The sequence below is a fragment of the Pseudomonas sp. N-1-13 genome (genome assembly GCF_057787095.1).
Window position 1 is genome coordinate 943,224 of record NZ_JBYNRI010000001.1, and the last position, 26,967, is coordinate 970,190.

A 26,967-nucleotide genomic window follows, 5' to 3' on the forward strand; every position below is an offset into this window, starting at 1 on the left:
CAGAGTACTCCTTGGCTTTATTCAAGACAGACGATTTGAATGATGCGGTTGTCGCCATTCAATGTGGTATGGGTCCATTTCTCTAATGTTTCTATCTGCTCCGGTGAAAGATCATAGCCATCATATGGGTCGTCAGGTTGTGTCCAGCCCATCAGCTCAGCGAGTTGTGCTGAATACGACTGTGGAATTTCCACGCTCTGCAACAACTCTTCGGACGTTGTGTCGAAAATTTCAATAACGTGTTTCATTTTTCTACCCTCCTTGATGGGTTTGCGGGTTTTGTTTGTTCACCCGTTTCAGAATCGAACTCACCAAGGTGTTTACCTTGTTTTGTGTACAGCTCTACGGTGCCATGCTGTGAGTCCCATTCATAAATTTTTCCTGAGCGATCTTTCCATCGTCGGCGTTTTTTACCTCCTCCACGCACAGCAGTTTTTAATGGGGCAGACGTTGCGTCTGGAAACGCCGGAAGTGACGATGGAGCAGGGTAGTACTTATGATCCCCCGGAACACTCAAAACCACATAAACCGGCCGAACCCCCGAATCCGCCGGAAACACCAGAATGAAATCCCTGTACTCCGGCGGATAGATCGGGTCGACGATGATGCTGTCGGCCACCGGCGTCGGCGGATAGATCCAAATAGGTGGTGCCTGAGGCGCCGCTTCCAGAGCGGGAATGCCAAGGGTGTCGGACGGGTTGGTAACCGGCGTCCAGATCAGTTCGATGCCATCCCCCAGGTCGGCGATGAACTGATCGGCTCGCGGGGTGAACTGAACAACGTCGACCATTTCCCAATCGCTGTTCTGGCCGGTGTAAAAGCCGTAGCCCTTGAGGCTGCCATCGGCCTGCTGCTCGATGCTCAAGCGCATGCGGCTGCGGGCCTGTTTGAGGTTGCGTAACTGCTCTTCGCTGTAGAGCGCGCTGTCACCCAGATTGGACGGCCAGAGCAGGGCGACGATGCCGGTCAGCAGCGCTGCGCCGACGGTGCCGCCGGCAGCCGCAGCCGTGGAAGTTGCCGAACCGCCCAGCGCGAGCCTGCCCAAGGTAACGGGCACCGTGCCTGCGCCGATCTGCTTGAGAGGGATCGTGCCGAACGGGTCGGCGCTCCGGCCGCCGAGCCACATGAGATCGCCGTACTGCTTGACCAGATCTGCCGGCACGTAGCCGCTGGGGTTGCTGTAATCGATGATGCCGTTGGGGAGCTTGCAGCTCTTGGCAAACACGCATCCGGTAGCGGTGGACAAAGGCTTGCTATCCACCGCGGCCCAGCGCGCTTGTTCATGGGCAGCTTGCCGGGCAAGCATGGCTTCATAAGCCCGCTGCCGGGTTTCGCGCTCGGCCAGTTCGCTGGCGGTCATGTCCCGATAAGTGACGTGATGCCCATCGCCGCTGGGCGGGTTTCGGACCTGGGGGATGTCGTTTTTGCTTGCCGCCACGTAGTGAGTCTCGTCCGGAAAAATGCAGGACAGACGCTAACGCGGGAAGAGAGGGACGTGATGTAGGAGGTTTCTTGAAGTGGTTGTTCTGGTTTCCTCAATACCGGTAGGGTTGAATATTGAGACTCGGAACAATCTGAAGCGTCAGATCGGGCTGTCAGTCATTGGGCGCCCGCAACTCGCCAGCCGACCTCGCCTTGCGCCTTTGCCTACAACTACGCCAGAATCCGCCGGCTTGTTCGCCTTGGGTTGCGTCGGTAGTTTGGGACCTGTCACTGCTCATCAGTGATCGGGTTTAGTCGCCCAAGGTGAAACAGGTTGTGCAAGGCGTCATCCAGTCAGGATTCCCATCCTGCACTCGATGGTGGCTGTGCGCAGGGCGTCCTCGGACGCGCCGGTTTCTTGTTTCCCCGGTCGACTAACCTGCGTACAGCTGCCTCCCATCGTTTAGTCGCGAGCGGGTGGTGGCTCCAACTACAGGAAGCAAGACGATGGCAAAAGTTACTCCGAATCCCCCTGCGGCAGACGAACCCACCTCCCGCGCCCAGTCCGCCCGCAACAAGAAAATCGATGACGCTGCCACGCGAGCGTTAGATTTTTATCTGAAGCCCAAGTCTGAGAAAGAAACGACTGACAAGTCCGACTCCATTTTACGGATTGATCCGGGGGTTGATTCTGAGTGTTTGCTGGCGAATCTGAGTGAGAACCTTGCTTCGGCGAACGCGATGATTAGTGATTTGGCGTTTGATCTGGATGGGTCAAGGCGGCGTGTTGCGTTGGGGATTTTGCAGGTGATTGAGGTGAGTGAGCTGTTGGCTAATCGGGCGTTGGATATTGTTGAGGTGAGGTAGGGCTGCAATGCTGCGTGCGGCTCGGATGAAAAAAGGTCTTGCCCAGCAAGACCTTTTTTTGTGCCCGAGGGAGACTGTAGTGTTCCAGTAAACTCAAGGCCTCCAGAGAGGTTTGCTTTCTAGGGATACATGTAGGGATACATGCTCGCCATTGCTGGGGGGAGTATGAAGAGTTTCGGCGACTCCATGCAAACCCTCGATCATTCTTCATTGTGAACCCTGGCACGTTTAGCTCGGCCCCGTTTCAGCATTGATAGCGATCCTTTATGACTTTGTCGAAGTAACCACCTTTGGACACTGCGTTGAGGAGCCCTTGATAGACGTTCAATGGCACACGGCAAAAGTCGTATGTCTTCCCCTGCTTAAAGGTAATCTTCATGCGGTTGGTCGCTGGATCGTAACCTACCGCTGCGATCGCTCTTGAGTTCACACGAACCATGTCCATAGGGATGTCCTTCACAGAGGGGCTAACCGACAGGTCAGCATCACTGAAGATCGTAGCTCACGATATCCATTCGGACTGTTGCTGGCGTCGATTGAACTCGCCTCGTAGAGCCTTGTAAATATTGGTCTCAGTGACTGCTCGCGATATCCAGGATTAAGGAGGGATACACGCTGCCTTCACCATGCTCAATCAGCCCCTTAGGGCTGACTCCCATCTGCGTTTTTGTATGGGCTAATTGAGTGCTCGCTAGGCATTATTGAGGTAACCCCGGCTTCGAAGTCAGCAGCGTTTCTCTCAGCACGCGGCCACTTCTGTTTTCCATCTTGTATACGGTTTTGTCTACCAGTAAGAAAGTATTCTTGCCATCAGCCAAAATGAGGGTGCCTGTAAGCTTCACGCCCTTGTCGGTTGTCAACGCGTGCTGCTTGTCCAACCCCTTGATAAGTTCCTGCTGAGTAAACCCCTTAGTGTCAGCTTTACCCATTTTTATGCCCTGTTGAACACCGATAGCCGGCGTGAAAAAGGCTATGAACAAAAGAAATCCAACCCAGCAGGCTAGAACAATTTTTGTGTCTCGTTTCGCGTTCTTTACCACGGCCCGGATGAACGCGCCCGCTACCAAAATGAAGCAAAACGCTAGAATGCCTGGGCCGATGATGGGGACGTAATTCGCGGCTTCCAAGGCGCCGGAAAACAAGCTGATGTAGCCGAATAGAAGCAGGCTAGGCGTACTCAATGCAATCTCGTTGGTATCGATTCCGAAGCTGTTGTAGTAGCCAACCAACAAAGAGTAGCCATACACCACAAGTGCCGCTTGGAGGCCAAGTGCCGCGTAGTTGATGAGCTTGAACGCCAAATCGACGTTGGTTTCGAGTTTTTTAACGCCAGGTACTTGCTCGGATACCACTGGGCTCTGTGCGCCTAAAGAAGGAGCGGTGACGAGCGTGATGGGCGTGACCAATTCGACACGGATTGATTTGTCTTTCTTCCAGAACATCAGTGCTTCCCTGCAGACTTTAACGGGATGGCACCATACCCAAATCAAAGCGTTCGTCGCTAGCCCGACTCGGTCTTCTGATTGAAAAAACGCCGGGGGCCCCTGACGAATTTAGAAGGACACGGGGTCGGAAACCCGCGGGATCTTGGTAGCGACAGAGATTGCAGCTTACTGAAATTTCAACGTTGAAATTGAAAGGATCCTGACGAAAAAAGGGGATCGTTACCGCAACGTTAAAGGTTAGCCATTGTGTTGTTGATAGCGAACGGTTGAACCCGGTCAACCTTGGGGATGCTGTCAACCACGTCAACCTGTCAACCGACGTAGAAAACTCAGTCGCTAACAAGATGCTGCGGGTTCTTTGCCCCGTACCCATTCGAAATGCCCAGGGTCCCCGGCGAGCCACCAAGCGACAGGGCAAATGCACAGGTGAACCATCAGTTCACCAGGTTCACCTGTTCACTAAGCTGTGCACTTCTTCGCTAACACGATCACGCGGGTTTCCGACCCCGTGTCCTAAAGAAATCTCAGGGTCCCCGGCAAAATTTGGAACTGCTACTGACGTTCGCTGGTGGCATTGATGCTTCCGGGGTGCGGGGGAATACGCATCCTTCTGAAAGCAGTGTTACGAACGTTACGGGTGTAACGGTTGTCGATAAATGACTGTATTCATTGGATATTATCGGCGTAACACTGTGTTTAGCCATGAGTTTTAGGGATGTTACTAAGCCTACTGGTGTAACGCTTCCGAGGTCTCAAGTAGATCCATAAACAGGAAAGAAGCTCTCGTCGAACTGTCACTGCCATCAGCAACGATTGGCAGTTAGGTATGACGTTCATACACATTAGTGACGGAGCGATACCTCCCTTTGCTGTCGGTCGCGACCGGCGGAAATCAGTAGATTCAGACGGTCGCCTTCGTAATTTTGGCTAGGATGTAGACTCCGCCCGCTCAGTTATTATCCTACCCCCCATGTGCTTCACGTAGGGAGTGTCAATTTTGCCATGAGAACTGCTTAAAGCACTGCTATATTGAGCCAGCAGTGATACCTCAGACCTATTACTTACGGCGTATTCATGGAAAGCCTCATAACCCGGGATGATCTCGGTGCCGGCTCGGCACGAACCCTATCGCGTCTAGACTTTTCTGGGCGCTACTTAAGCGACATCGAGGGTAAGGAAGTCACTTATAGTGACTGTACGTTCTCTTATAGCATCATTGTGCGTGGCTACTTCCATAAGGCGAATTTTATCAACTGTAAATTCATCGGCGCACGCATTCGCGAATCGATTTTTCGCTCGGCGACTTTTGAGAACTGCGACTTTAGTTATGTTGATTTTCATCGTTGCATATTACCAGTGCCGCAACTTCTCGCTAACCTTCCAGGCTATCCGAACGTACGCTGGGAAATGCTGCATAACTTAAGAGCAAATGCTCACAGCGTCGGCGATACGAAGTGGGAAGCAGATGTCGTATACCATGAGGCTCGCACGGAGATTGAACATTGGCGTGGCATCGCAAACGCAGGTACTGGCTATTATCAAAAATACTCCATGCGCCAGCGGTTAGCCGCGCGGTTTCACCACCTTCGCCTTTTAGCAGAACGATACGTTTGGGGGCATGGAGAGTCACTATTTCGGCTAGCATTGTCGACTATTTTTTTCTGATTGTATTTAGTTCTTTTCACGCTGCAGGTCAAGTCGCAGACATGGAGGCCGTATCTATTGGTGCGTTATTTAACCAGTATTTTAAGAGCTTGTATTTTCTGTCGTCACTGTATGTTGATCTCCCAAGTGTAAGTGCTTCGGAGGTTTCAGCCAGCCCTATCACATCTGTACTCGCGGTGACCTTGCGCTATGTATCTATAGGTTTAGCTATACCTGTGCTGTATAAATACATAGCCAGAAGATAGGGTAAAAAATGAATTATTTTAAAGCGTACCTTTTCGGTTCGGTTGCGCGTGGTGACCAAGACCGTATGAGCGACACCGACGTGCTATTGGTTTACGACAAAGTGCTCGACAGCCGGTTACAGGCTGATGCCAGGGAGCAGGTTTCCTCCGCGATGTCCATGCATTGCACCTTCGCGGAGTATTCGTGTGGCCACTTAGAGCGCATGTTCAAAGAAGGCCACTTATTCGCTTGGCATCTGCATCTAGAGGCTCGTCCGATACCAGGGTGGGAAAATCGTCAAGACTATCTGCACACCTTCCCATCCCCAGCACCTTACACTGGAGGTTTAGTCGACGCGATAAACTTTAGCGATTTACTCAAGTCTGCGCTGCAATCCGTACTACTTGGCAGTAAATCTCCAGTATACGAAGCGGGTATTGCTTATGTTGCTCTTCGCAATGTTGGTATGTCATTGAGCCCGTCCGTCCTAGGGCTGCCTTGCTTTAGCCGATTTGCACCGTTTGACGTGTCGGCGCGACTTCAGCTAGCGCCGCCGTGCAGCAAATATTTCTACCAAACACTTATTAACGCACGCCATGCGTCACAACGCGGATTACCTGCACCTCCTATCGCTATTGAAAAACTAGTGGAGGGTATTCAGTCAGCATACACATGGACACAGAACATAATTGAGGTTGCACGTGAGAACTCCTTCTCCTGACCGCTTTGGCTCCTTCTTTTCACGAGTCCAAACTGAACGCAACGTGCTCGCTATAGTCAACGACAGATTTTCAAGTGTCGCGGAACTACATGGTTTGACCACTGAGGCGATCCAGCAATGGCAAAAGCGATGTGCTGCGGTTGAAAGACCGGAAGACAAACTCGATGCCATTTGCTTCCTTCTTCATCGGGTCTCCGCAAGGTGTAAGTCTGAGGCTGACCAGAGTCGTATAGTCTTCGACGATGAGGCACAACACCGTCTTCCTATATCTGATTTGCTTATCCAAATTCGTAAAGCCTGCCTACAAGGCTAGGTAGCAACCGACTGCTTCTGGCCAAAAGCGGACGATTGTGCATAGAAAATTACGTCGAGATTAGAGGTTCGGTCCATCCCTAACATCCTTACGACGTGATTTTTTGCACTCTACCGTGCATTAGTGCTGCATTGGCTTGGAAGGGTAACTCATTGGCCCTAATTCAGAGGAAAAACTGTACCGACCACAACTCATTGCTTAGACTGTGACTAAGGACCCTCTCAGAATTAAATAAAAGGTCTCCGATAGCATTTATTACGAGGGTTAGAATAGGCATGGATGACATCAGAAGGCTGGCTGCAGAAATTGAACAGAATAATTTTATGTTGGCCGCACTCCATCATAAATCGGCTAGGAAGTACGCCTCGGAAAAACTAAAAGAATACAATCTCGACGATCGAATAATTGATGCATGGGAGTCGCTTGGGAAATCCGTAATAAATTTATACTCAGCTTGCCGAGCCGTGGATATAGCTGAGAAAACCTCCGGTGCTTGTTCTTTAGCAGAAAGAAAAATAAAAGTTTGCGTTTACGAGCAGCTAGGTAAAAAAATTAAGTTCACCGGCAAAGGAAGATTTGGTCGCGGGACTGCTTCACACGAAAAAAATTCGGTAGAAGTTAATAATTCCCTTACCAATCAACTAATCGGATCGATTCAATACAGTTTCGGCTATGCAAGACTATATGACGAATTTATCGATAAGCTATTATCGCTAGAGTCAATAGACATAGTTCCGGAAAAAGATAGCAAGACGAAACTACAAGAATATTGTCAAAGTGTTGGAAGGGAGTTGCCCAATTATATTGTACTTGAGGAAGTAGGTCCTGCGCACTCACGGACTTTCAAGGTCAAGGTGGAAGCTCTAAATGCACGGTGTGAAGGTGCGGGGCCCTCTAAGCGGTTAGCGGAGCTCCAAGCAGCAGAACTCTTTATTGAAAAGCACTCCATACGAGTGCAACGCAAAAAGAAGTCAGTGAATGCAAAAAAACAAGTTGATTATATTTTAGAAACTAAGTTGATGCCACCACCGACCAATTCTCGTAGAGTTGATTTAATTGTAGAAAAGCTGAAGCTGCCCGTCTGGTCTGCCCCTCTAGTTGGCCTTGCTCTAACTCATCGAAGCTACAGGTTGGCAAGGGGAAATTCCATCCTTGGTAAAAACAATACTATTTTGGCCTTTTTAGGAGCCAGCGTCATTGAATGGATAGCATTCGATACGGTTATCAGAACTCTCAGCTTGGATGATCTTTCAAAAGCTGGAGGAATTCGAGAAGTAGTCAGGGTGCTAGTCAACGAGCGTAGTATTAGTGAGATTTATGAAGAGTTGCTGACGCGTGATGTGCTTTTGTTAGGTGCCGGAGAGAAAAATTTAACCCAAGCAACTAAGTGCGAATTTGTTCAGGCATTATTTGGTGTGATCTTCTTGATTGAAGGAAGAAGGTTAGAGTCTGCTAAAGTCTTAATTAATGATGTGCCGATATTTTTAGAGCACTTTGAGACCAAGCCTAAAAATATGAATTTGTCTCGCGATGAGGTCGTTCCGGTAAAGTCAGTATTCCAAGAAAAATGCCAGGCTCTTGGTTTGAAAACTAGATTTAAAACTGATGTGTTATTTCGCGATCAACAGCGGAGCGCAACACCAAATATCACGATTGAGTCAGACTACCTTGATTGTGTATTAAATATCCGAGGGGACACACAGCTTTCTAAACGCAACGACGGGGAGCCAAACGTTGTATTAGAGTCGGAGCTCGCTCGAAAAAACAAAAACATATTTGATGCGGTTCTACTTAATGAAGCTGCTCCTGTATTTGAGTTTGGTCAGGATAATTATATAAGGTGGATTTTCAAACATTCCATTAGTTTGGCAAGGAATGCGGGAGATAAAAGTGGATCACTGAGAGTTTCAAAACTCATGAATAAGAATTTTCTAGGCGTGAATCTTGTTAGAGATATGTACTTTACAGGTTTCGAACGCTTCATTGACCTGATGAGCAAGTTTGTTGATCTAGAGGATGATGTAAATAAAGCTGGTCTTATAAAATATTACGGCCATGCTGGCAGGAATTTGGTCTCAAACAAAAAAAGTAGCTTGTCTAAAACTATTGATGATCTTGAGTTGGAGTTATCTGAAGCGGATCCTCTTCAAGAGTCGCACGACATACGAAGTAGTATTGCTTTTAAAAATTTAATTTCTGAAGCGACCATTACACGATTGAAAGGCGGAGATATAGCCATTACCAGTGTCGGAGAAATTGTTGAAGAATTCAAACTTCTCAGGCGAGGTGAAGCAAATATAATATGTCAGGCTGATCCCCTTGCTGAAGTTTTTGAGGTCGATGGGGCCCACTTGTGTCTACTCGATATTTTCAAAGTTGTAGATGCCAAGGATGATGCGATCAATGTTGAACTTGATATTGAGCATGACGAACTATGTATAGCCATTAAAGGCCTTGCAAGAAATGAGCTAGAATCTGTGCTTGTGTCACCAGCGTTGTATGATTTGAAAATTATACTTGGTATAACAAAAACAGTTACATTTGAAGATTCTATTAAGATATTTATAAGTTCGCTTGCAACAAGCGTCGCTAGAAAAATTTCCTTAGAGCTTTGGTGGCAATATTATTTTAAGGAGCCTTATGAGGCGGCTGCAAATGACCAAATAGCTTCTATATTGCACGATGTAAAAAATAGTATATTGGGTTATTATTTTACCTCTGAGTACGCAAAAAATAAAAGCACAGGGCGAGAGCGGTACTTGCTTGCTGCCGACGCTAGCGGCCACTTAGATAAAGCTAAAGCCGCACTAAATATTGTAAAGAATCTATCCAAGGAAACTGGTTCAGCAACGATCGCTCCCGTACAAGTAAATGTATTCATTAAGGCATTAATCAGCGAGTTGTGGTCATGGGTGCCGAGTTCGGTTAGTTTGATTTTTTTACCTTGTGACTCGAAAATTGAGATATGCACAGACGAATTTCGCCTGCGGGCGCTAATAAGTAATCTTGTTAAAAACTCTATAGAGGCGATGGGTGGTGGCGGGAGCGTCTATATCTCTTACATTATAGATGAAACGTTAGAAGGTATAGAGTTCGTTATATCTGATGCAGGTCCTGGATTTAAAGAGGAGCAACTAGTTTCGCTAGAGAATGGTGTTCCACTGAAAACATCTAAAAAAACTGGTCATGGCATAGGTCTTATGGCAGTAATGTTAACTGTAAAGGAACTAGGAGGGAGCATAGCTTTTTCAAATGGTGAAAATGTGGGGGCCACTGTTAAGGTCTGGATCCCTTCAATGCAAATAAATTAATAGCAGAGCGGTGGGAATCATTTATGATAAATATTCTCTGGGCTGACGATCAGCAGGAATTAATTGCTAGCATAGTGCAAATTTTGGGACTTAATGAAGTAAATTTTGAATTTACCAATGATGGCGAAGATGCACTGCTCAAGATACAAAATAAAGTTTATGATCTTGTGCTTATCGACTTGGCCATGCCTCCAGGCCGCTGGGGGGGATTGTGGCTTCTGCAAAAAATTAATGAGTTGAAATGCAACCTCCCTTCAATTGTTGTCTCTGGTGAGGGCAGTCAAGCTGAAACAATCAAGGCGCTCCGATTAGGGGCTGTCGATTATGTCACAAAAGAGAATTTGATAACTGAACTTCCACAGCAACTGAAGCGTGCCCTAGATAATAAATCACAACGGCTCGCAAGTTTGTTATCTATGATTAAGGGCGGCGAAACAGATGTTGTTGAATTTAAATCGACCTTAAGAATAAACCTTCGGACCGGTAATAAAGATCGTGAGATGGAGTTTTCAGTGCTTAAAACAATAACCGGCTTTTGCAATTCTTCAGGTGGCACGTTGCTGGTCGGGGTTAACGATGAAGGAGAACTGTTGGGTATTGATGGTGATTTGTTTCCCGATAATGATAAATTTCAACTTCACTTTTGGAATGTTTTCAGGGGGGCGATTGGTTCGGAATTTTCAGAGTTTGTCAGGGCGGGTGTAATAGAGGTGGATAATAAGTTTGTGTTTTCTGTGAGCTGCCTTCCCAGTAATCGTCCCGTATTCCTGAAGTGGAAATTCGCGGGACAAAGTCAGTATGATGAGCTATTTTATGTAAGGGTAGGCCCTCAAACAGAGTTGCTCGGTATAAGGCAGGCGATAGCATACATTGAAGATCATTTTTGAGCGATGGGCAGGCATTTATCTAAGAATAAATACCTGCCCATTTGTTTTTTTTGTACAGGCAAATTTTGCCGTGAAAATCTCAACGCCAATCCTTCTCGCCTTTGGTGACTGGCGCAAAATTCGGTGTGACGAATCCATGATCTGCGACATGAAAGCGCATAAATTGACGTTTTCTTCTTTAGCGTCGAACTCGGGTACCGCGTTAGCGCAGAGTGATCTGAACTATGAACGACGGCTTTTTGGGCCGAAAGCTGCCCTTTTAAATGTGAGGGTGGAACTGAGCAGTTAAACCTGTCGGCCCAACCAATTCCCTATAGAACAGGCAGCGGAAGCCGGCTAGGCTTCCACGTGCGTTAACTCCGGCGCTTTAGTTTCTGATCAATGAGGCTCAGCTCTGCCTTGATCGCGTTTGCGGTGAGGTTCTGTATCGCTGTGCTTTTGCCCCAGCGAGAGCCCATGAGCTTGAGCAGGCTGCTCAGATGGGTTTTCCTTGCCTTCAGCGTTTCGGTATGACTGGGGCTGTTCTGCATGGCAGTGTTCATAGTGCTGATCCTTGGGCATTGTTTAAACAGCCCACACGCGTAGGCTGTTTCAGGTGGGGCAGGTCGTTACAAAGCCAGCACGTCCTGCACGTTGTACCGCACTGAGCGCTCCGACAAATCATTCCAGGCCCAACTGCTAAAATTTTCCCCTTGCTCTGGAACGTTGAGCTTGAGCAGCGCAACAGGATCCCGGTCGATCATCCGACGCGCCGCGCAAAGTTGTCCGCCCACATCAAGCAAAGCCTGAGCCGCCTCATTCCACTTCTCTTCAAGCACCGCGTTGGCGAGGTGCAGCGCCTTGTTCTCGATTTTTTGGTGTTCTTGCTGCGCTTCAGCGATGTGCTGATCGATGGTGGACAGCTCTTGTTCGAGAGCGCTGATCATCAGCTGTTGACGACGGTTTTGTTCGGCTACCGTCGCGAGGTTTTTGGCGGCTTTTTGAGCGTCAGCGTTAGCGGTCTTCTCGCCCTCGGTGTCGCCCCACGCGACGGCCTGAGCGTAGGCAGTCGCCGCTTCTGTCTCTGCCTGACGTGCCTTCGCCATTTCGTCTGCGGCTTGCTGACGGATTTCATTCAGACGGGTGCTGACACTCTGCCGCTTTTCGTTGAGCTCGTTCTCGTCGGCTTTCCACGTCGCCATGGCGTTGCGGTAGCCCGCCATCAGTGTTTCGTGATTGGCGATGTTTTCGCGTCGAAGAGTTTTTTGATTTAACTGATTGATTTCAAAGTCCAGCGAATCACATTTTCTTTTCCGCTCGGCGTACTGATCCTGCACGTCCCGCTCCCGGCCTCGCTGGATAGACTCGGGGGCGGCTAGAGCGGTCTCATAGTGCAAGAGTTCGGCTCGCATGCGTTCCACTTCGGAGGTCAGTTGTTCACGGCGGTCTTTCAGTTTTTGGATGTCGTTCATTGTTTCGTCTCTGTGTAATTCGATTGGGTTGGGTTGAGCGGCTGGCGAGGCCGGGAATGAGCCGGCGCTACCTCGATCAATAGGGAGGCCGTCAGGCAGCCCGAGCCTCGCTCTCATCCGTTCCCTGTATCGTCTTCACGATGTAGCAGCGTTGCGGGCCTAAACCGGGCAACCGGACCAAACTCGATGCCTTGCCGTCGCTACCAGGTTCCAGCACGCCCCGGTGCAGCAGTTCTTTGTTTACAGCGTTGATGTTCATGCCCCGAAAGATCTCGGATCGCCATGCTTCGGGCAGCACGTAGTAGGTGTGGGTGGTGTGCATGGTGTCGCCCATGCCGTGCTCCAGGGTTTTGCGAAAGCCCAGCCGGTCAATGGTGCGGGGCCCGTGCTCATCGATCTTCGCGGCGGCGGTTTCCCAGCGGGTGAAGCGGCTTTCACCAAAGCGCTCGATGATCTGGCGCAGACGGGCCAAAATCGCATCGCCTTCAAGGTTTCCGGCACCGCCACGCTCATTCAGCCACGCGCTCAGGCACACACGTGCCGCTGTGGTCGCGGTGCCGTCGGGCCAGCCGGTAATGCCGAGAGCGGTCGCCAGCTCTCCGGCAGCGGCGGCCAGCCCAAAGCGTGCGGCGGCTCGGTGTGCCTGCCCACTGGCCGAAGCGGGGAGCGCTTTGGAAACAAAGCCTTCCAGAGTACGGCGGAGGATGTTTGACCATCCATGCATCTTGCATCTTGCCGGGCTCGCAAAGGGCCGCCAGGAACGCGGTGAGTGGCGTGCCGTAGTATTTGGCTACCCGAGCCTTGAGCGCGTCAGAGAGGGCCGCTGCGTCGTCGAAACCACTCAACACATCGAACATGCCGAGGCCTTTACTGGCGTCCGCTGGCACGGCCAACATGCGCACTTCCATGCCGGCTTTCAGCTCCTTGTTAGCCTCGGCCATGTGCTGCGCCAACGTCTTCTCGCCCGTCGAAAGAAACAGCAAGCGCCACTCCTGTACCTGTCGGCCCGCTTGTCCTCGATCATTGGCGCGAGCCTTACCGGTGCCATTGCCCAGCATGTACACCGTTTCACCGATGATGCGCGGGTCGCACATGCCGATTTCATCCAGCAGGAGGAATCGAGTGGAATTAGGGGCAGATGTATTTCTCCTGACCCCGGCATTTCGAATCGATAGCTACTACGAACCCTAACCGCAGCTGTCCAACACCGCCCACACTAGCCACAAACTCGATTCACGCTTACCATCTTGCCACCTCGTATTACCGCGGCTGCTGAACCCGGTACTCACGAGGAAATGACCATGGAAAGAACCCGTAGCTGGAGACGCACGCAATCCCGTAAACACGGTGGACGCGAAGCGATTAGTCCACAGGACTTCAAGCCAGTAAAGAACTGGAAGCAGATGTACACCCGTGCCGACAAGCTGCACCGGGCGCGTCAGCTCGGTATGAATTATCCCATCCGCACCACTCGCCAACTGTTGGATCAAGAGTGACCAATCTCCTGTTCGTTTGCAGTCGTAACCAATGGCGTAGTCCAACCGGAGAGGCGATCTGGCATCGGCGTCCCGGTTTCGACGCTCGTTCGGCAGGCACTAGCCCCAATGCACGCAAACCTATCGGGCCAGCGGATATCCGTTGGGCCGATGTCATTTTTGTAATGGAGCGCAAGCACGAGCATCGTCTACGGGCAGAGTACGCTCGGTTGCTTGAACACAAGCGGCTGCATGTTCTGGATATTCCCGATGACTATCGCTTCATGGATCCTGAGCTGGTGGACATGCTTGAGCGAGCGGTGACGTCGTACCTGTGTATTTGAGCATTTAGGGCAGTCTCCACAAGCTGCCCTCTCCTAATGGCTAGGCGAAACGATCAGGCTTACAGGTAACTCGCCTGCAATTTCCGATAACTCCGTTTGCAATGCCACAGGGTTTTTAACAAGGCCGCGAGGGTCATAAACGAAAAAAGTGATTGCATGGCATTCGGGATGGGCCCGATAGCGTGCGATATCCAGAATAAGCTCGTCGGCTAGCGATCTTGCAAATTACTTCGAAGAGCTGATGACGCTTTGCGAGCGTTCGATCAGTACAAAAGATAATCCGAACAAAAAATTCAATGTCGCTGATCGAACGGCAATTGCTAACGCTCTTGAGTCGTTAGACAGGGGCGAGCTGGCAAAGAATCTAAATATTTTTGGTAAGGCTTTTGGGTGCGTGGGGAAAGCTATTGACGCCATGGATCTGCTTGTCGAAACCAAAAAAGGTTATGGGGCTGGTGGCTGGAACAGGACGGTATTGAAAGTTAAAACCCTATTTGCCGGCGCAGCCGCGACGGGTCTGATAGCAGAAATGAGGGTGGTCTATTTAGGCCGCTCTCTTCATCCCGAGATATATTAAAAAAACACAGCCCAAAGGTATTGCTGTAGCCATGCATATGAAAAAAAAGATGACGTAGAGTCCGTTCTTTCCGGGGCTCTCAGTCAATAGTCCAGTTGTCCAAAACTCACGGCTGGTAAAGCGTAAACATGTGTCTTCAATAAACTTTCGGGAAAAAGGAAAAAGTAAAGCACTGCAGAAAGATATAGCTAGATAGCTAAGGTTTACCGCTTCGTATAACGGCTCGTTGTAAAACCAAACGGTTAGGCCCAGTGCGAGTAGGCTGAGGGAAATTAATAGATTGTTAAGGTAATATTTTTTGTTCAAGGGGCTCTCGAGAATCATGTTGAGTTTAGTTCGATTTTTACGTCTTGTATGGTAGGTTGTTTATCGGCGCTCGCAGGTCTTGATTGCTGAGCTAAATAATATATTGGATGTGTAATTATTAAGATGTAGAATTCAATTCCTTCTGATGTCTATATGGTGTCGTTATTCTACTCTGGGCATCCTGCCAATCTCAAGACTCAAACTGGCGGTGTTGATACCCTTGGCCCACCGCAGGCGGCATATTTCGAAAAGGGAGATCGTTAAATGGTAGGTTTAGAGATGCTTTATTTTTCCTAAATGTACCCAAATGCGATTATCGGGGCACGAATCTCGTCGCTGACCACACGGTAATGAAGCCACAACCGCGACATTTTCAGCCTTTGAAATCCGACAAAACAAACGACGTACAGCTAGTAAGATAAGCCGCAACCCTCTCCAACGAGGGCATCACCTCGCTACACGACTCGGTGCGCTCCCCATTAGCCTCCCGAGTCAGTCCAACGGTATACCCGCCCTCAACCCGCCGCAGGGTGCCAACATATTTAACCGCACGACCTTCTTCGTCACTAAACGACGTCGCGACGAGATCCTTCTCCGGCAAGGCCTGCTCCGTTCGCGTCATCAGCGCCTTACGTTTCGCAGCGTGATCCTTCGCGGCGATCACGCTGGCAATCCCGAAAGCGATCCAGAAGAGCGTTTCCAGGTTGCTCACCATCCGCCGCTTTGCTTCATGGGTTTCGGTTAGCCAACTGCCTATCGCTGCGATGATGTCGTCCATGGATTACCTGCGTAGGAGTGTGTTCTGCCTGTTTAGTCTGCAACGCAGAGCGTTGCGGGATGCGTTACCACGCGGAGCGTGGGAACGAGCGCTCCGGTTTATAGGATATCTTTCACATAACCGTTAAGCGCGATGAGCGGAGCGTAAAGGTCGTCCATTTTCTGCACTGCCCTGAAATCCGCAGCCAGACGATGCAGCTCTCGGCCCAGCACCGTATCCACCCCACCAATCGCCCCCAAAGCTAAATCCAGGCATCGACCGATTTCGCCCTGAATCCCAACCAGATCCCCCCGCCGCACCAACAACCCAAAAACCTCCCGATCACAACCCCCCATCAACGGATCATCCCGCAAAATCGGGCTGTGGCCTTCCGTCTCATAAGCCAGTTTGAGGGAGTAAAGAGCGACCGTTTCCAGCAGCAATTCCATGGGGTGAAATCCTTAGTGACTGGGTGAGGAGGGTGGGGTGGAGCTGGGTTGATGGGTTATGCCTTTGCAGTGGCAACTCGGAGCATCGGTGGGGGCGGTGACATTTTTGTGAGCGCTTTGCGCTCAAGCGGGAGCAAGCTCCCTCGCCACTGGTTCTTCCTCACCATGGGGTTGGGTATTCTGGGGCCGCGTCGCCGCCCAGCGGGGATAAATCCCCTCGCCACAAAGGGGAGCGGTGATTTATCCCCCCACCACAAAAGCGGGTGGGGGATTGGTTGGGATCTGCGTTCGCCGCGAAAAAACACTTTCCTGCAGGCGAAAAAAAAGACCTTGAATTTCAAGGTCTTTCTTTAAGATGGTGCCCCGAGGGAGACTCGAACTCCCACTCCTTTCGAAAACGGATTTTGAATCCGCCGCGTCTACCAATTCCGCCATCAGGGCTCAATGGCGGCGAAGTATAGAGAGGTGCCTACCGTTGGTCAATCACGTTTCATGGTGAATTTTTGATAATTCCGCTAGACTTTCCGGCCCTGCTAGACGAACCCCATCATGCGTGTTGCTGACTTTACCTTCGAACTCCCTGATTCGCTGATCGCTCGCCACCCTCTGGCCGAGCGTCGCGCCAGTCGACTGTTGACCCTGGACGGGGTCAGCGGTGCCATGGCTCACCGTCAATTCACTGATTTGCTTGAGCATTTGCGCCCGGGCGATTTGATGGTGTTCAACAATACCCGGGTGATTCCGGCGCGTTTGTTTGGCCAGAAGGCCTCCGGCGGCAAGCTGGAGATTCTGGTGGAGCGGGTGCTGGACAGTCACCGTGTGCTGGCCCATGTGCGGTCGAGCAAGTCGCCCAAGCCGGGTTCGTCGATTTTGATCGACGGCGGCGGTGAGGCGGTGATGGTGGCGCGGCATGATGCGTTGTTCGAGCTGGAATTTGCCGAAGAGGTGTTGCCGCTGCTCGACCGTGTCGGCCACATGCCGTTGCCTCCTTATATAGACCGCCCGGACGAAGGTTCGGACCGCGAGCGTTATCAGACCGTGTACGCCGAGCGCTTGGGGGCGGTGGCGGCGCCGACGGCGGGGCTGCATTTTGATCAGCCGTTGCTGGAGGCGATTGCCGCCAAGGGCGTGGAGACGGCGTTTGTGACGCTGCACGTCGGTGCCGGCACGTTCCAGCCGGTGCGGGTGGAGCGTATCGAAGATCACCACATGCATAACGAATGGCTCGAAGTGAGCCAGGAAGTGGTCGATGCCGTGGCGGCCTGCCGCGCTCGCGGTGGGCGGGTGGTGGCGGTGGGGACCACCAGTGTGCGGTCGCTGGAAAGCGCTGCGCGCGATGGCGTGCTCAAGCCGTTCAGTGGCGACACTGACATCTTTATCTACCCGGGCCGGCCGTTTCATGTGGTCGATGCCCTGGTCACCAATTTTCATTTGCCCGAATCCACGCTGTTGATGCTGGTTTCGGCGTTCGCCGGTTATCCCGAAGCCATGGCCGCCTACAAGGCCGCCGTCGAGCATGGATACCGCTTTTTCAGCTACGGTGATGCGATGTTCATCACCCGTAACCCCGCGCCACGCGGACCCGAGGAAACAGTATGAGTCGCACCTGTCGCATGTCCTTCGAGTTGCTTGCTACCGATGGCAAGGCTCGTCGCGGTCGTCTGACCTTCCCCCGCGGTACGGTGGAAACCCCCGCGTTCATGCCGGTGGGCACTTACGGCACGGTCAAGGGCATGCTGCCACGGGATATTGTGGCCACGGGCGCGGAGATCATCCTCGGCAACACTTTCCACCTGTGGCTGCGCCCGGGCATGGAAGTGATCAAGGCCCACGGTGACTTGCACGATTTCATGCAGTGGAAAGGTCCGATTCTGACCGACTCCGGCGGTTTCCAGGTGTTCAGCCTGGGGGCGATGCGCAAGATCAAGGAGGAGGGTGTGACCTTCGCTTCTCCGGTGGATGGCGCCAAGGTGTTCATGGGGCCGGAAGAGTCGATGCAGGTCCAGCGCGACCTGGGCTCGGACATCGTGATGATCTTCGACGAATGCACGCCGTACCCGGCCGATGAAGATGTGGCGCGGGTGTCCATGGAGCTGTCGTTGCGCTGGGCCCAGCGCTCCAAGAACGCCCATGGCGAGAACACGGCGGCGCTGTTCGGTATTGTCCAGGGCGGTATGCACCAGGATTTGCGCATGCGCTCGCTCGAAGGCCTCGACAAGATCGGCTTCGACGGCCTGGCCATCGGCGGTCTGTCGGTGGGCGAACCCAAGCATGAAATGATCAAGGTGCTCGATTACCTGCCGGGTCAGATGCCGGCTGACAAACCTCGTTACCTTATGGGCGTTGGCAAACCGGAAGATCTGGTTGAGGGTGTGCGCCGCGGTGTGGACATGTTCGATTGCGTGATGCCAACCCGTAATGCCCGCAATGGGCATCTGTTCATTGATACAGGCGTGCTGAAGATCCGTAACGCGTTCCATCGCCATGATGAATCGCCGCTGGATCCGACCTGCGATTGCTACACCTGCCAGAACTTCTCCCGTGCTTATCTGCACCATTTGGACAAGTGCGGCGAAATGCTGGGTAGCATGTTGAATACCATCCACAATTTGCGCCATTACCAGGTGCTTATGGCTGGTTTGCGCGAGGCTATTCAACAGGGTACATTGGCCGCCTTTGTCGATGCCTTCTATGCCAAGCGCGGGTTGCCTGTTCCGCCCTTGGACTGAGTTTTCCGATCCTAAGATTCAATACTTGCAACTGGAGTGCTAAATGAGCTTTTTTATCTCTAATGCCATGGCTGATGCCGCTGCCCCTGCAGCAGCGCCAATGGGTGGCGGTTTCGAGTGGATTTTCCTGGTTGGCTTTCTGGTCATCTTCTACCTGATGATCTGGCGTCCACAGGCCAAGCGTGCCAAAGAGCAGAAGAACCTGCTCAGCAGCCTGCAAAAGGGCGATGAAGTGGTCACCACCGGCGGCATCGCTGGCAAGATCACCAAAGTGGCCGATGACTTCGTGGTACTGGAAGTGTCCGACACCGTTGAAATGAAATTCCAGAAGGGCGCCATCGCGGCCACGCTGCCAAAAGGCACGCTGAAAGCGATCTAAGTAACAACTTCTATTCAATCGACGGGGCGCGCAAGGCGCCCCGCGTCATAAGCGGGCGGCGTGATGCTGAACAAATACCCTCTGTGGAAATATTTACTGATCCTGGCGGTGCTGGCGGTCGGTCTGATTTATTCCGCTCCCAATCTTTATCCTGATGACCCGGCCATTCAGGTCAGTGGCGCAAGCACTGCCTTGCAGGTCACTCAGGCCGATCTGGACCGTGCGAGCGCTGCGCTCAAGGCCTCCGGTATCGACGTGAAGGCCGCGACCATTGCCGAAGGCGGCAAGGGCGGTTTGTTGCGTCTGCTCAAGGCTGAAGACCAGCTGCCGGCCAAGGACGTGGTGCGCAAGGCCCTCGGTGACGACTATGTCGTGGCCCTGAACCTGGCCCAGACCACCCCGCAATGGCTGCGCAACCTCGGCGCGCATCCGATGAAGCTGGGGCTGGACTTGTCCGGTGGTGTGCACTTCCTGCTGGAAGTGGACATGGACAAGGCGCTGGATGCACGCTTGAAAGTCTACGAAGGCGACGTCAAGAGCCTGTTGCGTAAAGAGCGTTTGCGCTATCGCAGCCTGCCGCAGCTCGACGGTGCCATTCAGCTGGGTTTCACTGACGAAGATGTACGCGAGAAGGCCCGTGCGCTGATCCGCAAGAACTTCAACGATTTCGACATTGTGCCAGCCGACCTCAATGGTCAGCCGGTGCTGCGTCTGGCGATGACCCCGGCCAAGCTGGCGGAAATCCGCGAATACTCCATCAAGCAGAACTTGACCACGGTGCGTAACCGGGTCAACGAGCTGGGTGTGGCCGAGCCGATCGTGCAGCGCCAGGGCGCCAACCGCATCGTGGTTGAGCTGCCGGGCGTGCAGGACACTGCTGAAGCCAAGCGTATCCTCGGCAAGACCGCCAACCTGGAATTCCGTCTCGCGGCCGAACCGGGTGCTTCCCGCGCCACTACCGAGAGCTTCGAGTTCCGTGAAGGCGGTCGTCCGGCGGCGCAGATCGAGCGCGGCCTGATCATCACCGGTGACCAGGTGACCGACGCCCAGGCGGGCTTCGACGAGCAGGGTCGCCCACAGGTGAACATTCGCCTGGACGGCCACGGCGGCGAACTGATGAGCCGCGCCACGCGCAGCAACGTCGGTCGCAGCATGGCGGTGATCTTCATCGAGCAGAAGCCGACCACCACTTACACCAAGCAAGTGGTCAACGGCGTCGAGAAAGACGTACCGGTCCAGACGTTCAAGGAAGAGAAAAAGATCATCAGCCTGGCGACCATCCAGTCGCCACTGGGCAGCCAGTTCCGCATCACCGGCCTCAACGGCCAGGGTGAATCCTCGGAACTGGCCCTGCTGCTGCGTGCCGGTGGTCTGGCTGCGCCGATGTACTTCGCTGAAGAGCGCACCATTGGCCCGAGCCTGGGTGCCGACAACATTGCCAAGGGTGTCGATGCGTCGCTGTGGGGCATGCTGTTTGTCTCGCTGTTCATCATCGCCATCTACCGCTTCTTCGGCCTGATCGCCACGGTTGCGCTGGCGGTGAACATGGTGCTGCTGCTGGCGCTGATGTCGCTGCTGGGGGCTACGCTGACCCTGCCGGGTATTGCCGGTATCGTGTTGACCATGGGTATGGCGGTGGACGCCAACGTGCTGATCTTCTCGCGTATTCGTGAAGAGATCGCCGCGGGCATGTCGGTCCAGCGGGCAATCAACGAAGGCTTCGGCCGGGCATTTACTGCGATTATCGATGCCAACCTGACCACCTTGCTGGTGGGCGGGATTCTCTTCGCCATGGGCACCGGCCCGGTGAAGGGCTTCGCAGTGACCATGTCCCTCGGGATCTTTACCTCGATGTTCACAGCCATTCTGGTGACCCGTGCAATGGTCAACCTGATTTATGGTGGCCGTGACTTCAAGAAGTTGTGGATTTAAGGGGCTGCCATGTTACGTACAATCAACTTCATGGGCGTTCGCAACGTTGCGTTCGGCGTCACTGTATTGCTGACCTTGCTGGCGTTGTTCAGCTGGTTCAGCAAGGGCCTGAACTACGGCCTGGACTTCACCGGCGGTACGCTGATCGAGCTGACCTACGAGCGTCCGGCCGATGTCACCAAGGTGCGCGAGCAACTGATGACCTCGGGTTACACCGACGCTGTGGTGCAGAGCTTTGGCGCGACCACCGACCTGCTGGTGCGGATGCCGGGTGAAGACCCGCAACTGGGTCAGCAAGTGGCCGAGGCCTTGCAGAAGGCCGGCGGCGACAACCCGGCGCAGGTCAAGCGTGTCGAGTATGTCGGCCCGCAAGTGGGTGAAGAGCTGCGCGACCAGGGCGGCCTCGGCATGCTGATGGCGCTGGGCGGGATCCTGCTGTACCTGGCTTTCCGCTTTCAGTGGAAGTTCGCGGTGGGCGCGATTGTCTCGCTGATCCACGACGTGATCGTGACTGTGGGCATCCTGTCGTTCTTCCAGATCACCTTCGATTTGACGGTGTTGGCGGCGGTGCTGGCGATCATCGGTTACTCGCTCAACGACACCATCGTGGTGTTCGACCGGGTGCGTGAAAACTTCCGTGTGCTGCGCAAGGCGACGCTGATCGAGAACATCAACATCTCGACCACCCAGACCCTGCTGCGGACCATGGCGACGTCGATCTCCACGTTGCTGGCGATCGGCGCGCTGCTGATTTTCGGTGGCGACAACCTGTTCGGCTTCTCCATTGCGCTGTTCATTGGTGTATTGGCGGGTACTTACTCGTCGATCTACATCGCCAACGTGGTGCTGATCTGGCTGAACCTGAGCACCGAGGATCTGATTCCTCCGGTGGCCACGGATACGGAAGTGGACGACCGACCGTAAGGTTTGGTCTCCGCTCGTCACGGCCTGAAAGGCGCGAGTTGAACTCGCGCCTTTTTTTGTGCTCCAAGGCTGGGAGAAGCGCGGATAAATCCGCATGTGATGGTCAGGAGGTTCAAGTGAACAAATCGATGCTGGTTGGTGCGGTATTGGGTGCTGTCGGTGTGACTGCCGGTGGTGCGGTAGCCACCTACAGCTTGGTCAAAAGCGGCCCTGAGTATGCGCAAGTATTGGCCGTGGACCCGGTTAAAACACAAATCAAGACCCCCCGTGAAGTGTGCAAGGACGTCACCGTGACCCGGCAGAAGCCGGTCCAGGATCAACACCAGATCGCCGGTACCGTATTGGGCGCAGTGGCCGGTGGCCTGTTGGGTAACCAGATCGGCGGCGGCACCGGCAAGAAAATCGCCACCGTGGCGGGTGCGGCCGGCGGCGGTTATGCCGGTAACAAGATTCAGGAAGGCATGCAGGAGCGCGACACCTACACCACCACCCAAACTCGCTGCAACACGGTCAACGACATCAGCGACAAGGTTGTAGGTTATGACGTTCGCTACATGCTCGACGGCAAGGAAGGCAAAGTCCGCATGGACCGCGACCCGGGCAACCAGATCCCGGTGAACAAGGAAGGCCAACTGATCCTGGGTCAGAACGAACCGGCTCAGTGATCCAGCGGTTATGAAGAAGCACCCTTCGGGGTGCTTTTTTTACGCCCGGATTTTATGGCCCACCACCCATCCCCTGTGGGAGCGAGCCTGCTCGCGATAGCGGTGTGAATGTTGATCGTTCCCACGCTCTGCGTGGGAATGCCGCCAGGGACGCTCCGCGTTCCGCTTCTAGAGGTGACGCAGAGCGTCACCGGATGCATTCCCACGCAGAGCGTGGGAACGATCAGTGAGTGGTGTGAGGCAGTGTCTAGTCCTGAAATAGGTTTACACCTGTTTCAGTCTCAAAACGCCCGATGCACCGCATCGGGCGTTTTGTATTTCAGGGCCAAATGAGGTCGCTTACGGTTATAGATTTCTATCGATTCCTCAACCATGCGCTTGGCTTGGGCGAGGTCTTTGGGACGGTGTAAAAGAAATTCTGTTTTCAGAATCCCATTCACTCGTTCCGCTAGGGCATTCTGGTAGCAGTCGTAGCCATCCGTCATCGAACACCTGACGCCATGCTTGGCGTGCAGCTTTTGGTAGAGATCAGAGCAGTATTGCGAGCCCCGATCGGAGTGATGTACCAGTGGCTGATTGGTTCTTCGGTGTCGAAGAGCTTTCGTCATCGCCCGGATGACTGACTCGGTATGCAGGCTTTCATGCACATGATGGCCGACTATTTTGCGCGAGAACGCATCAGTGACCAGACTTACGTAAGCGACGCTTTGCTCGGTCGGTAAATAGGTTATATCCGCCACCCACACCTGTTCCGGGCCGGTGGCAGTGACTTGGTCAGGGCCGGGCTTGAGCCGATTCGGATGTCGACGGAAGCGATGATGACTGTCGGTAGTCTTGTGATAAGCGCGTTTGCGTGGGACCAGTTGTCGATGGTCTCGCAGAATATCGAACAATCGATCTCGGCCTACCGTTTGCGTTAGTTCAGGTTCGGCTTGCATTAGCCCATGCAGCTTACGGGTGCCCAACCGAGGCATTTCAAGGCGTGCCTCCAGCACAAATCCCAGCACCTTTTGCGCATGGCTAGTTTGCGCGTCGTAAGCTCGATTGCGCTTGTAATACGCCTGCCGTGAGATGCCCAGAAACTGGCAAGCCCTGGTGACACTCAGGCCTTCGATTTGCCCTTGGCTGAGGACTTGCCGGATCGCTTTTTTACGACAGAAACACCGTAATCGTTTTTCAGCACGTCAACGACAGCTTCAAAAAATTGGGCTTTCTGGTTGGCAAGGGCCAGCTTTTCTTCCAGCTCCTTGATTCGCTGCTCTGGTGTCAGCGGCAAATTTGGCTCGGCCATCGGTCGGTTCCTCTGGGCACGAATGGAGGCGCCTTGGCTCCAGTCCTGCCGCCCATGCTTGCGTAACCATACCAACACAGTCGACCGGCCCTGAATCCCATAACGCCGTTGAGCCTCTTTATAACTCAGTTCGCCCTTTTCAACCTGATCGACAACCGCCAATTTAAAGCCCAGCGTGTAATCACGCTGACTACGCCTTCTTCCTGAATCCATTGGTTCCTCCTGAGGATAGGTCAGAAGGTGTAAACCTTATTCAGGACGAGACACAGGCATAAAAAAAGCACCCCGAAGGGTGCTTTTTCTGTAGCCGAGCTGCTTAGCGCTTCAACGAAGCCGGCAGGTGCGGCTGGATGGCGGTGAGTACGGCCTTGAAGCATTTGGTGTTGCCGGCAACGATGTGGCCTTTTTCAAGGAAGTCGTGGCCGCCGGTGAAGTCGCTCACCAAACCACCGGCTTCCTGGATCAGCAGGGCGCCTGCTGCCATGTCCCATTCGGACAGGCCCGACTCCCAGAATGCATCGAAACGGCCGGCGGCGACATATGCCAGGTCCAGGCTCGCGGCGCCAGCGCGGCGGATGCCGGCGGTCTGGCCGACCAGGGCGCGGAACATGCCCAGGTAGTTGTCCAGGTTGTCCATCTGGTCGTCGCGGAACGGGAAGCCGGTACCCAGCAGGGCGCCGTCCAGGCTGGTGCGACCGCTGACGCGCAGGCGACGACCGTTCAACTGGGCGCCACGGCCACGGCTGGCGGTGAATTCTTCCTGGCGAACCGGGTCCAGCACGACGGCGTGTTCCAGGCGACCACGGTATTTGCAGGCGATGCTGACAGCGAAATGAGGGATGCCGCGCAGGAAGTTGGTGGTGCCGTCCAGCGGATCGATGATCCACAGGTACTCTTCACCTTCGATGCCAGTGCCGGCGTGCATGCCGGTCTCTTCACCCAGGATCGAGTGGTTCGGGTAAGCCTTGCGCAGTGCGTCGACGATTTTCTGTTCGGCGGCGCGATCAACCTCGGACACGTAGTCCTTGGCGTCTTTTTCATCGACCTTGATGGTATCCAGGCGCTCGATGGAGCGGAAGATCAGTTCACTGGCGCTGCGGGCGGCGCGCAGCGCGATATTCAGCATGGGCTGCATGGATGTGTCACCTAAGGTTGTTAAAGAAAGCCGCGCATTCTATCAGAAAGTTTTCCCAGGAGAAGGTTGGTGTTCGCTTTCATAGCTTAACGGTAGGTGCTTAGGTAAGATTTGCTCCCTTTATCGTGTTCGAGAGCGCCTCCCTTGTTGCAGAACATTCGTGTCGTCCTGGTCAATACCAGCCATCCGGGAAATATCGGCGGGGCTGCGCGGGCCATGAAGAACATGGGCCTGTCGCGGCTGGTGCTGGTCGAGCCACGCTCGTTTCCCCATCACGAAGCCGATGCCCGGGCTTCCGGTGCCGGTGACATCCTGGCAGCCGCCCAAGTGGTCGCCACCCTGGAAGACGCCTTGGTGGGCTGCAACCTGGTGCTCGGCACCAGCGCCCGTGACCGCCGTATCCCCTGGCCGCTGCTCGACCCCCGCGAATGCGGAACCAAAGTGGTCGAGGAAGCCGGGCAGGGCGCTGAGATCGCCCTCGTGTTTGGCCGTGAAGATTCCGGCCTGACCAACGAAGAGCTGCAGCGATGTCACTTTCACGTGCATATCCCTTCCGACCCACAGTTCAGTTCCCTGAACCTCGGGGCGGCGGTGCAGGTGTTGAGTTATGAAGTGCGCATGGCCTGGCTGGCAGCCGAAGGCAAGCCCAGCAAGGTGGAAAAATTCGAGGCCACGTCGCCGCGCAGTGAGACACTGGCGACCATGGACGAGCTGGAGCGGCTCTATGAGCACCTGGAGCAGACCCTGGTGGACATCGAGTTTCTTGACCCGGACAAGCCCCGGCACTTGATGGCGCGCCTGCGTCGGTTGTACGGACGAAGCTCGGTCAGCCGGGCGGAGATGAATATATTGCGCGGCATCCTCACGGAAACCCAGAAAGCGGCCCGTGGCGAGCTGATTAAGCGGAAGGAATAAAGATGTTCGATCGTTTGCGTGAAGATATCCAAAGCGTTTTCCATCGTGACCCGGCGGCGCGCAATGCCTTTGAAGTGCTGACCTGCTACCCGGGCATGCACGCCATCTGGATCCATCGCCTGGCGGCTGCCTTGTGGGGCATGGGCTGGAAGTGGCTGGCACGGGTCGTCTCCAACTTCGGACGCTGGTTGACCGGGATCGAGATCCACCCGGGCGCCAAGGTCGGTCGGCGGTTCTTCATCGACCACGGCATGGGCATTGTCATTGGTGAAACCGCCGAGATCGGCGATGACGTGACGCTCTACCAGGGCGTGACCCTCGGCGGCACCAGCTGGAACAAAGGCAAGCGCCACCCGACGCTGGAAGACGGCGTGGTGGTCGGTGCCGGCGCCAAGGTGCTCGGGCCATTCACCGTGGGTGCGGGGGCGAAAGTCGGCTCCAATGCGGTGGTGACCAAGGCTGTGCCGGCCGGTGCAACCGTGGTGGGCATTCCGGGGCGGATCATCGTCAAGTCCGATGACGAGCAGGACGCCCGCCGCAAGGCCATGGCCGAGAAGATCGGCTTCGATGCCTACGGTGTTGGCGAAGACATGCCCGACCCGGTCGCCCGTGCCATCAATCAACTGCTCGATCACCTGCAGGCCGTCGATGGGCGCCTGGAGGGGATGTGCGGCGCCCTGAAGGATCTGGGCAGTAATTACTGCGCCAAGGACCTGCCTGAACTGCGCGAGGAAGATTTTGCGTGTGTGAAGGATAAGGATCAGAGTCAGGCCAGCTGAAAT

At 53.8% G+C, this 26,967-nt stretch carries 27 protein-coding genes, 1 tRNA gene and 2 pseudogenes; 16 read left to right on the forward strand and 14 right to left on the reverse strand.

Features of this window, described 5'->3' with window-relative positions:
* Window positions 1–17: 17 nt before the first annotated feature.
* Window positions 18–248: a DUF7683 domain-containing protein gene (locus AC3I65_RS04265; protein WP_139051116.1), complete on the reverse strand. Its 231-nt coding sequence runs from the start codon at window positions 246–248 to the stop codon at window positions 18–20.
* The gene (locus tag AC3I65_RS04270; RefSeq protein ID WP_488523476.1) at window positions 245–1,438 is read right to left on the reverse strand and encodes a colicin E3/pyocin S6 family cytotoxin; all 1,194 of its coding nucleotides are present in this window, start codon (window positions 1,436–1,438) and stop codon (window positions 245–247) included. Before AC3I65_RS04270 ends, AC3I65_RS04265 begins: the two co-directional genes overlap by 4 nt.
* Before the next feature lie 491 nt (window positions 1,439–1,929).
* Between AC3I65_RS04270 and AC3I65_RS04275 the strand changes: the two genes are divergently transcribed.
* Entirely contained in the window at window positions 1,930–2,289 is a 360-nt protein-coding gene (locus AC3I65_RS04275) for a DUF6124 family protein (protein WP_488523477.1), read from the forward strand.
* A gap of 244 nt (window positions 2,290–2,533) precedes the next feature.
* Here the strand turns inward: AC3I65_RS04275 and AC3I65_RS04280 are convergent, their stop codons facing one another.
* Both AC3I65_RS04280 and AC3I65_RS04285 read right to left on the reverse strand, forming a co-directional pair.
* Window positions 2,534–2,734 carry a KTSC domain-containing protein gene (locus AC3I65_RS04280; RefSeq protein WP_488523478.1) on the reverse strand — a complete coding sequence of 67 codons (201 nt, stop codon included), beginning with the start codon at window positions 2,732–2,734 and terminating at the stop codon, window positions 2,534–2,536.
* Between the two features lie 253 nt (window positions 2,735–2,987).
* Window positions 2,988–3,731: a hypothetical protein gene (locus AC3I65_RS04285; RefSeq protein ID WP_488523479.1), complete on the reverse strand. Its 744-nt coding sequence runs from the start codon at window positions 3,729–3,731 to the stop codon at window positions 2,988–2,990.
* Window positions 3,732–4,808: 1,077 nt separating this feature from the next.
* Between AC3I65_RS04285 and AC3I65_RS04290 the strand changes: the two genes are divergently transcribed.
* The 4 genes from AC3I65_RS04290 (at window position 4,809) to AC3I65_RS04305 (ending at window position 10,856) form a co-directional block, all read left to right on the forward strand.
* Window positions 4,809–5,399 carry a pentapeptide repeat-containing protein gene (locus AC3I65_RS04290; protein ID WP_488523480.1) on the forward strand — a complete coding sequence of 197 codons (591 nt, stop codon included), beginning with the start codon at window positions 4,809–4,811 and terminating at the stop codon, window positions 5,397–5,399.
* A gap of 253 nt (window positions 5,400–5,652) precedes the next feature.
* Entirely contained in the window at window positions 5,653–6,345 is a 693-nt protein-coding gene (locus tag AC3I65_RS04295) for a nucleotidyltransferase domain-containing protein (RefSeq protein WP_488523481.1), read from the forward strand.
* A gap of 588 nt (window positions 6,346–6,933) precedes the next feature.
* The gene (locus AC3I65_RS04300; RefSeq protein ID WP_488523482.1) at window positions 6,934–9,969 is read left to right on the forward strand and encodes an ATP-binding protein; all 3,036 of its coding nucleotides are present in this window, start codon (window positions 6,934–6,936) and stop codon (window positions 9,967–9,969) included.
* A gap of 23 nt (window positions 9,970–9,992) precedes the next feature.
* Complete coding sequence (locus AC3I65_RS04305) at window positions 9,993–10,856, forward strand: AlbA family DNA-binding domain-containing protein (RefSeq protein ID WP_488523483.1); 864 nt, start codon at window positions 9,993–9,995, stop codon at window positions 10,854–10,856.
* Between the two features lie 353 nt (window positions 10,857–11,209).
* Here AC3I65_RS04305 and AC3I65_RS04310 read toward each other — a convergent pair whose 3' ends face one another.
* From AC3I65_RS04310 to AC3I65_RS04320, 3 genes and pseudogenes are all read right to left on the reverse strand, one after another.
* On the reverse strand, window positions 11,210–11,398 hold the full coding sequence (locus AC3I65_RS04310; protein WP_488523484.1) for a hypothetical protein: 189 nt from the start codon (window positions 11,396–11,398) through the stop codon (window positions 11,210–11,212).
* Between the two features lie 66 nt (window positions 11,399–11,464).
* Window positions 11,465–12,307 carry a chromosome segregation protein SMC gene (locus tag AC3I65_RS04315; protein WP_488523485.1) on the reverse strand — a complete coding sequence of 281 codons (843 nt, stop codon included), beginning with the start codon at window positions 12,305–12,307 and terminating at the stop codon, window positions 11,465–11,467.
* Between the two features lie 91 nt (window positions 12,308–12,398).
* Window positions 12,399–13,425, reverse strand: a pseudogene (locus AC3I65_RS04320) (DUF927 domain-containing protein); the annotation flags it as partial.
* 183 nt (window positions 13,426–13,608) lie between these two features.
* Between AC3I65_RS04320 and AC3I65_RS04325 the strand changes: the two are divergent.
* Together AC3I65_RS04325 and AC3I65_RS04330 are read left to right on the forward strand one after the other, a co-directional pair.
* Window positions 13,609–13,803 (forward strand): hypothetical protein, encoded by a 195-nt coding sequence (locus AC3I65_RS04325; protein WP_488523486.1) that lies wholly within the window; start codon window positions 13,609–13,611, stop codon window positions 13,801–13,803.
* A complete protein-coding gene (locus tag AC3I65_RS04330) occupies window positions 13,800–14,126 on the forward strand; it encodes a low molecular weight protein tyrosine phosphatase family protein (RefSeq protein ID WP_488523487.1) in 327 nt (108 codons plus the stop codon). Before AC3I65_RS04325 ends, AC3I65_RS04330 begins: the two co-directional genes overlap by 4 nt.
* 33 nt (window positions 14,127–14,159) lie before the next feature.
* Here AC3I65_RS04330 and AC3I65_RS04335 read toward each other — a convergent pair.
* Window positions 14,160–14,333, reverse strand: a pseudogene (locus AC3I65_RS04335) (PD-(D/E)XK nuclease domain-containing protein); the annotation flags it as partial.
* A 34-nt stretch (window positions 14,334–14,367) separates the two neighbouring features.
* On the opposite strand from AC3I65_RS04335, the gene AC3I65_RS04340 reads away from it, so the two are divergent.
* On the forward strand, window positions 14,368–14,703 hold the full coding sequence (locus AC3I65_RS04340) for a colicin-like pore-forming protein (protein ID WP_488523488.1): 336 nt from the start codon (window positions 14,368–14,370) through the stop codon (window positions 14,701–14,703).
* Here the strand turns inward: AC3I65_RS04340 and AC3I65_RS04345 are convergent.
* The 4 genes from AC3I65_RS04345 to AC3I65_RS04360 form a co-directional block, all read right to left on the reverse strand.
* The gene (locus AC3I65_RS04345) at window positions 14,671–15,027 is read right to left on the reverse strand and encodes a colicin E1 family microcin immunity protein (protein WP_488523489.1); all 357 of its coding nucleotides are present in this window, start codon (window positions 15,025–15,027) and stop codon (window positions 14,671–14,673) included. The genes AC3I65_RS04340 and AC3I65_RS04345 overlap by 33 nt on opposite strands.
* 355 nt (window positions 15,028–15,382) lie before the next feature.
* On the reverse strand, window positions 15,383–15,787 hold the full coding sequence (locus AC3I65_RS04350; protein WP_488523490.1) for a hypothetical protein: 405 nt from the start codon (window positions 15,785–15,787) through the stop codon (window positions 15,383–15,385).
* 98 nt (window positions 15,788–15,885) lie between these two features.
* Window positions 15,886–16,215 (reverse strand): hypothetical protein, encoded by a 330-nt coding sequence (locus AC3I65_RS04355; protein WP_488523491.1) that lies wholly within the window; start codon window positions 16,213–16,215, stop codon window positions 15,886–15,888.
* Window positions 16,216–16,571: 356 nt separating this feature from the next.
* Window positions 16,572–16,656: transfer RNA gene (locus tag AC3I65_RS04360), tRNA-Leu, on the reverse strand.
* Between the two features lie 108 nt (window positions 16,657–16,764).
* On the opposite strand from AC3I65_RS04360, the gene queA reads away from it, so the two are divergent.
* The 6 genes from queA to AC3I65_RS04390 all read left to right on the forward strand — a co-directional run bounded on the left by queA (window position 16,765) and on the right by AC3I65_RS04390 (window position 22,844).
* Window positions 16,765–17,814, forward strand: coding sequence for a tRNA preQ1(34) S-adenosylmethionine ribosyltransferase-isomerase QueA (gene queA, locus AC3I65_RS04365; RefSeq protein ID WP_025211994.1), 1,050 nt, complete (start codon window positions 16,765–16,767; stop codon window positions 17,812–17,814).
* A gap of 14 nt (window positions 17,815–17,828) precedes the next feature.
* A complete protein-coding gene (gene tgt, locus AC3I65_RS04370; RefSeq protein WP_160891620.1) occupies window positions 17,829–18,944 on the forward strand; it encodes a tRNA guanosine(34) transglycosylase Tgt in 1,116 nt (371 codons plus the stop codon).
* Between the two features lie 43 nt (window positions 18,945–18,987).
* Entirely contained in the window at window positions 18,988–19,323 is a 336-nt protein-coding gene (gene yajC / locus AC3I65_RS04375; RefSeq protein ID WP_007956696.1) for a preprotein translocase subunit YajC, read from the forward strand.
* Between the two features lie 63 nt (window positions 19,324–19,386).
* Window positions 19,387–21,255: a protein translocase subunit SecD gene (secD, locus tag AC3I65_RS04380; protein ID WP_047227464.1), complete on the forward strand. Its 1,869-nt coding sequence runs from the start codon at window positions 19,387–19,389 to the stop codon at window positions 21,253–21,255.
* 9 nt (window positions 21,256–21,264) lie between these two features.
* Window positions 21,265–22,179, forward strand: a complete 915-nt coding sequence (secF, locus tag AC3I65_RS04385) for a protein translocase subunit SecF (protein WP_188251294.1) — start codon at window positions 21,265–21,267, stop codon at window positions 22,177–22,179.
* A 116-nt stretch (window positions 22,180–22,295) separates the two neighbouring features.
* Entirely contained in the window at window positions 22,296–22,844 is a 549-nt protein-coding gene (locus tag AC3I65_RS04390; RefSeq protein WP_047227466.1) for a glycine zipper 2TM domain-containing protein, read from the forward strand.
* A gap of 281 nt (window positions 22,845–23,125) precedes the next feature.
* Here AC3I65_RS04390 and AC3I65_RS04395 read toward each other — a convergent pair.
* Both AC3I65_RS04395 and suhB read right to left on the reverse strand, forming a co-directional pair.
* Window positions 23,126–24,348 (reverse strand): IS3 family transposase gene (locus AC3I65_RS04395; RefSeq protein WP_316911973.1). Its coding sequence is split into 2 segments (ribosomal slippage): window positions 23,126–23,997 and window positions 23,997–24,348, totalling 1,224 coding nucleotides; the frame shifts between segments, so codons are not numbered across the junction.
* A 103-nt stretch (window positions 24,349–24,451) separates the two neighbouring features.
* Entirely contained in the window at window positions 24,452–25,270 is an 819-nt protein-coding gene (suhB, locus tag AC3I65_RS04400) for a type III secretion system regulator SuhB (protein WP_003185165.1), read from the reverse strand.
* Window positions 25,271–25,414: 144 nt separating this feature from the next.
* Here suhB and trmJ point away from each other — a divergent pair, with 144 nt between their 5' ends.
* A complete protein-coding gene (gene trmJ, locus AC3I65_RS04405) occupies window positions 25,415–26,185 on the forward strand; it encodes a tRNA (cytosine(32)/uridine(32)-2'-O)-methyltransferase TrmJ (protein WP_047227467.1) in 771 nt (256 codons plus the stop codon).
* Between the two features lie 2 nt (window positions 26,186–26,187).
* Window positions 26,188–26,964, forward strand: a complete 777-nt coding sequence (cysE, locus tag AC3I65_RS04410) for a serine O-acetyltransferase (RefSeq protein ID WP_488523492.1) — start codon at window positions 26,188–26,190, stop codon at window positions 26,962–26,964.
* Window positions 26,965–26,967 lie beyond the last annotated feature (3 nt).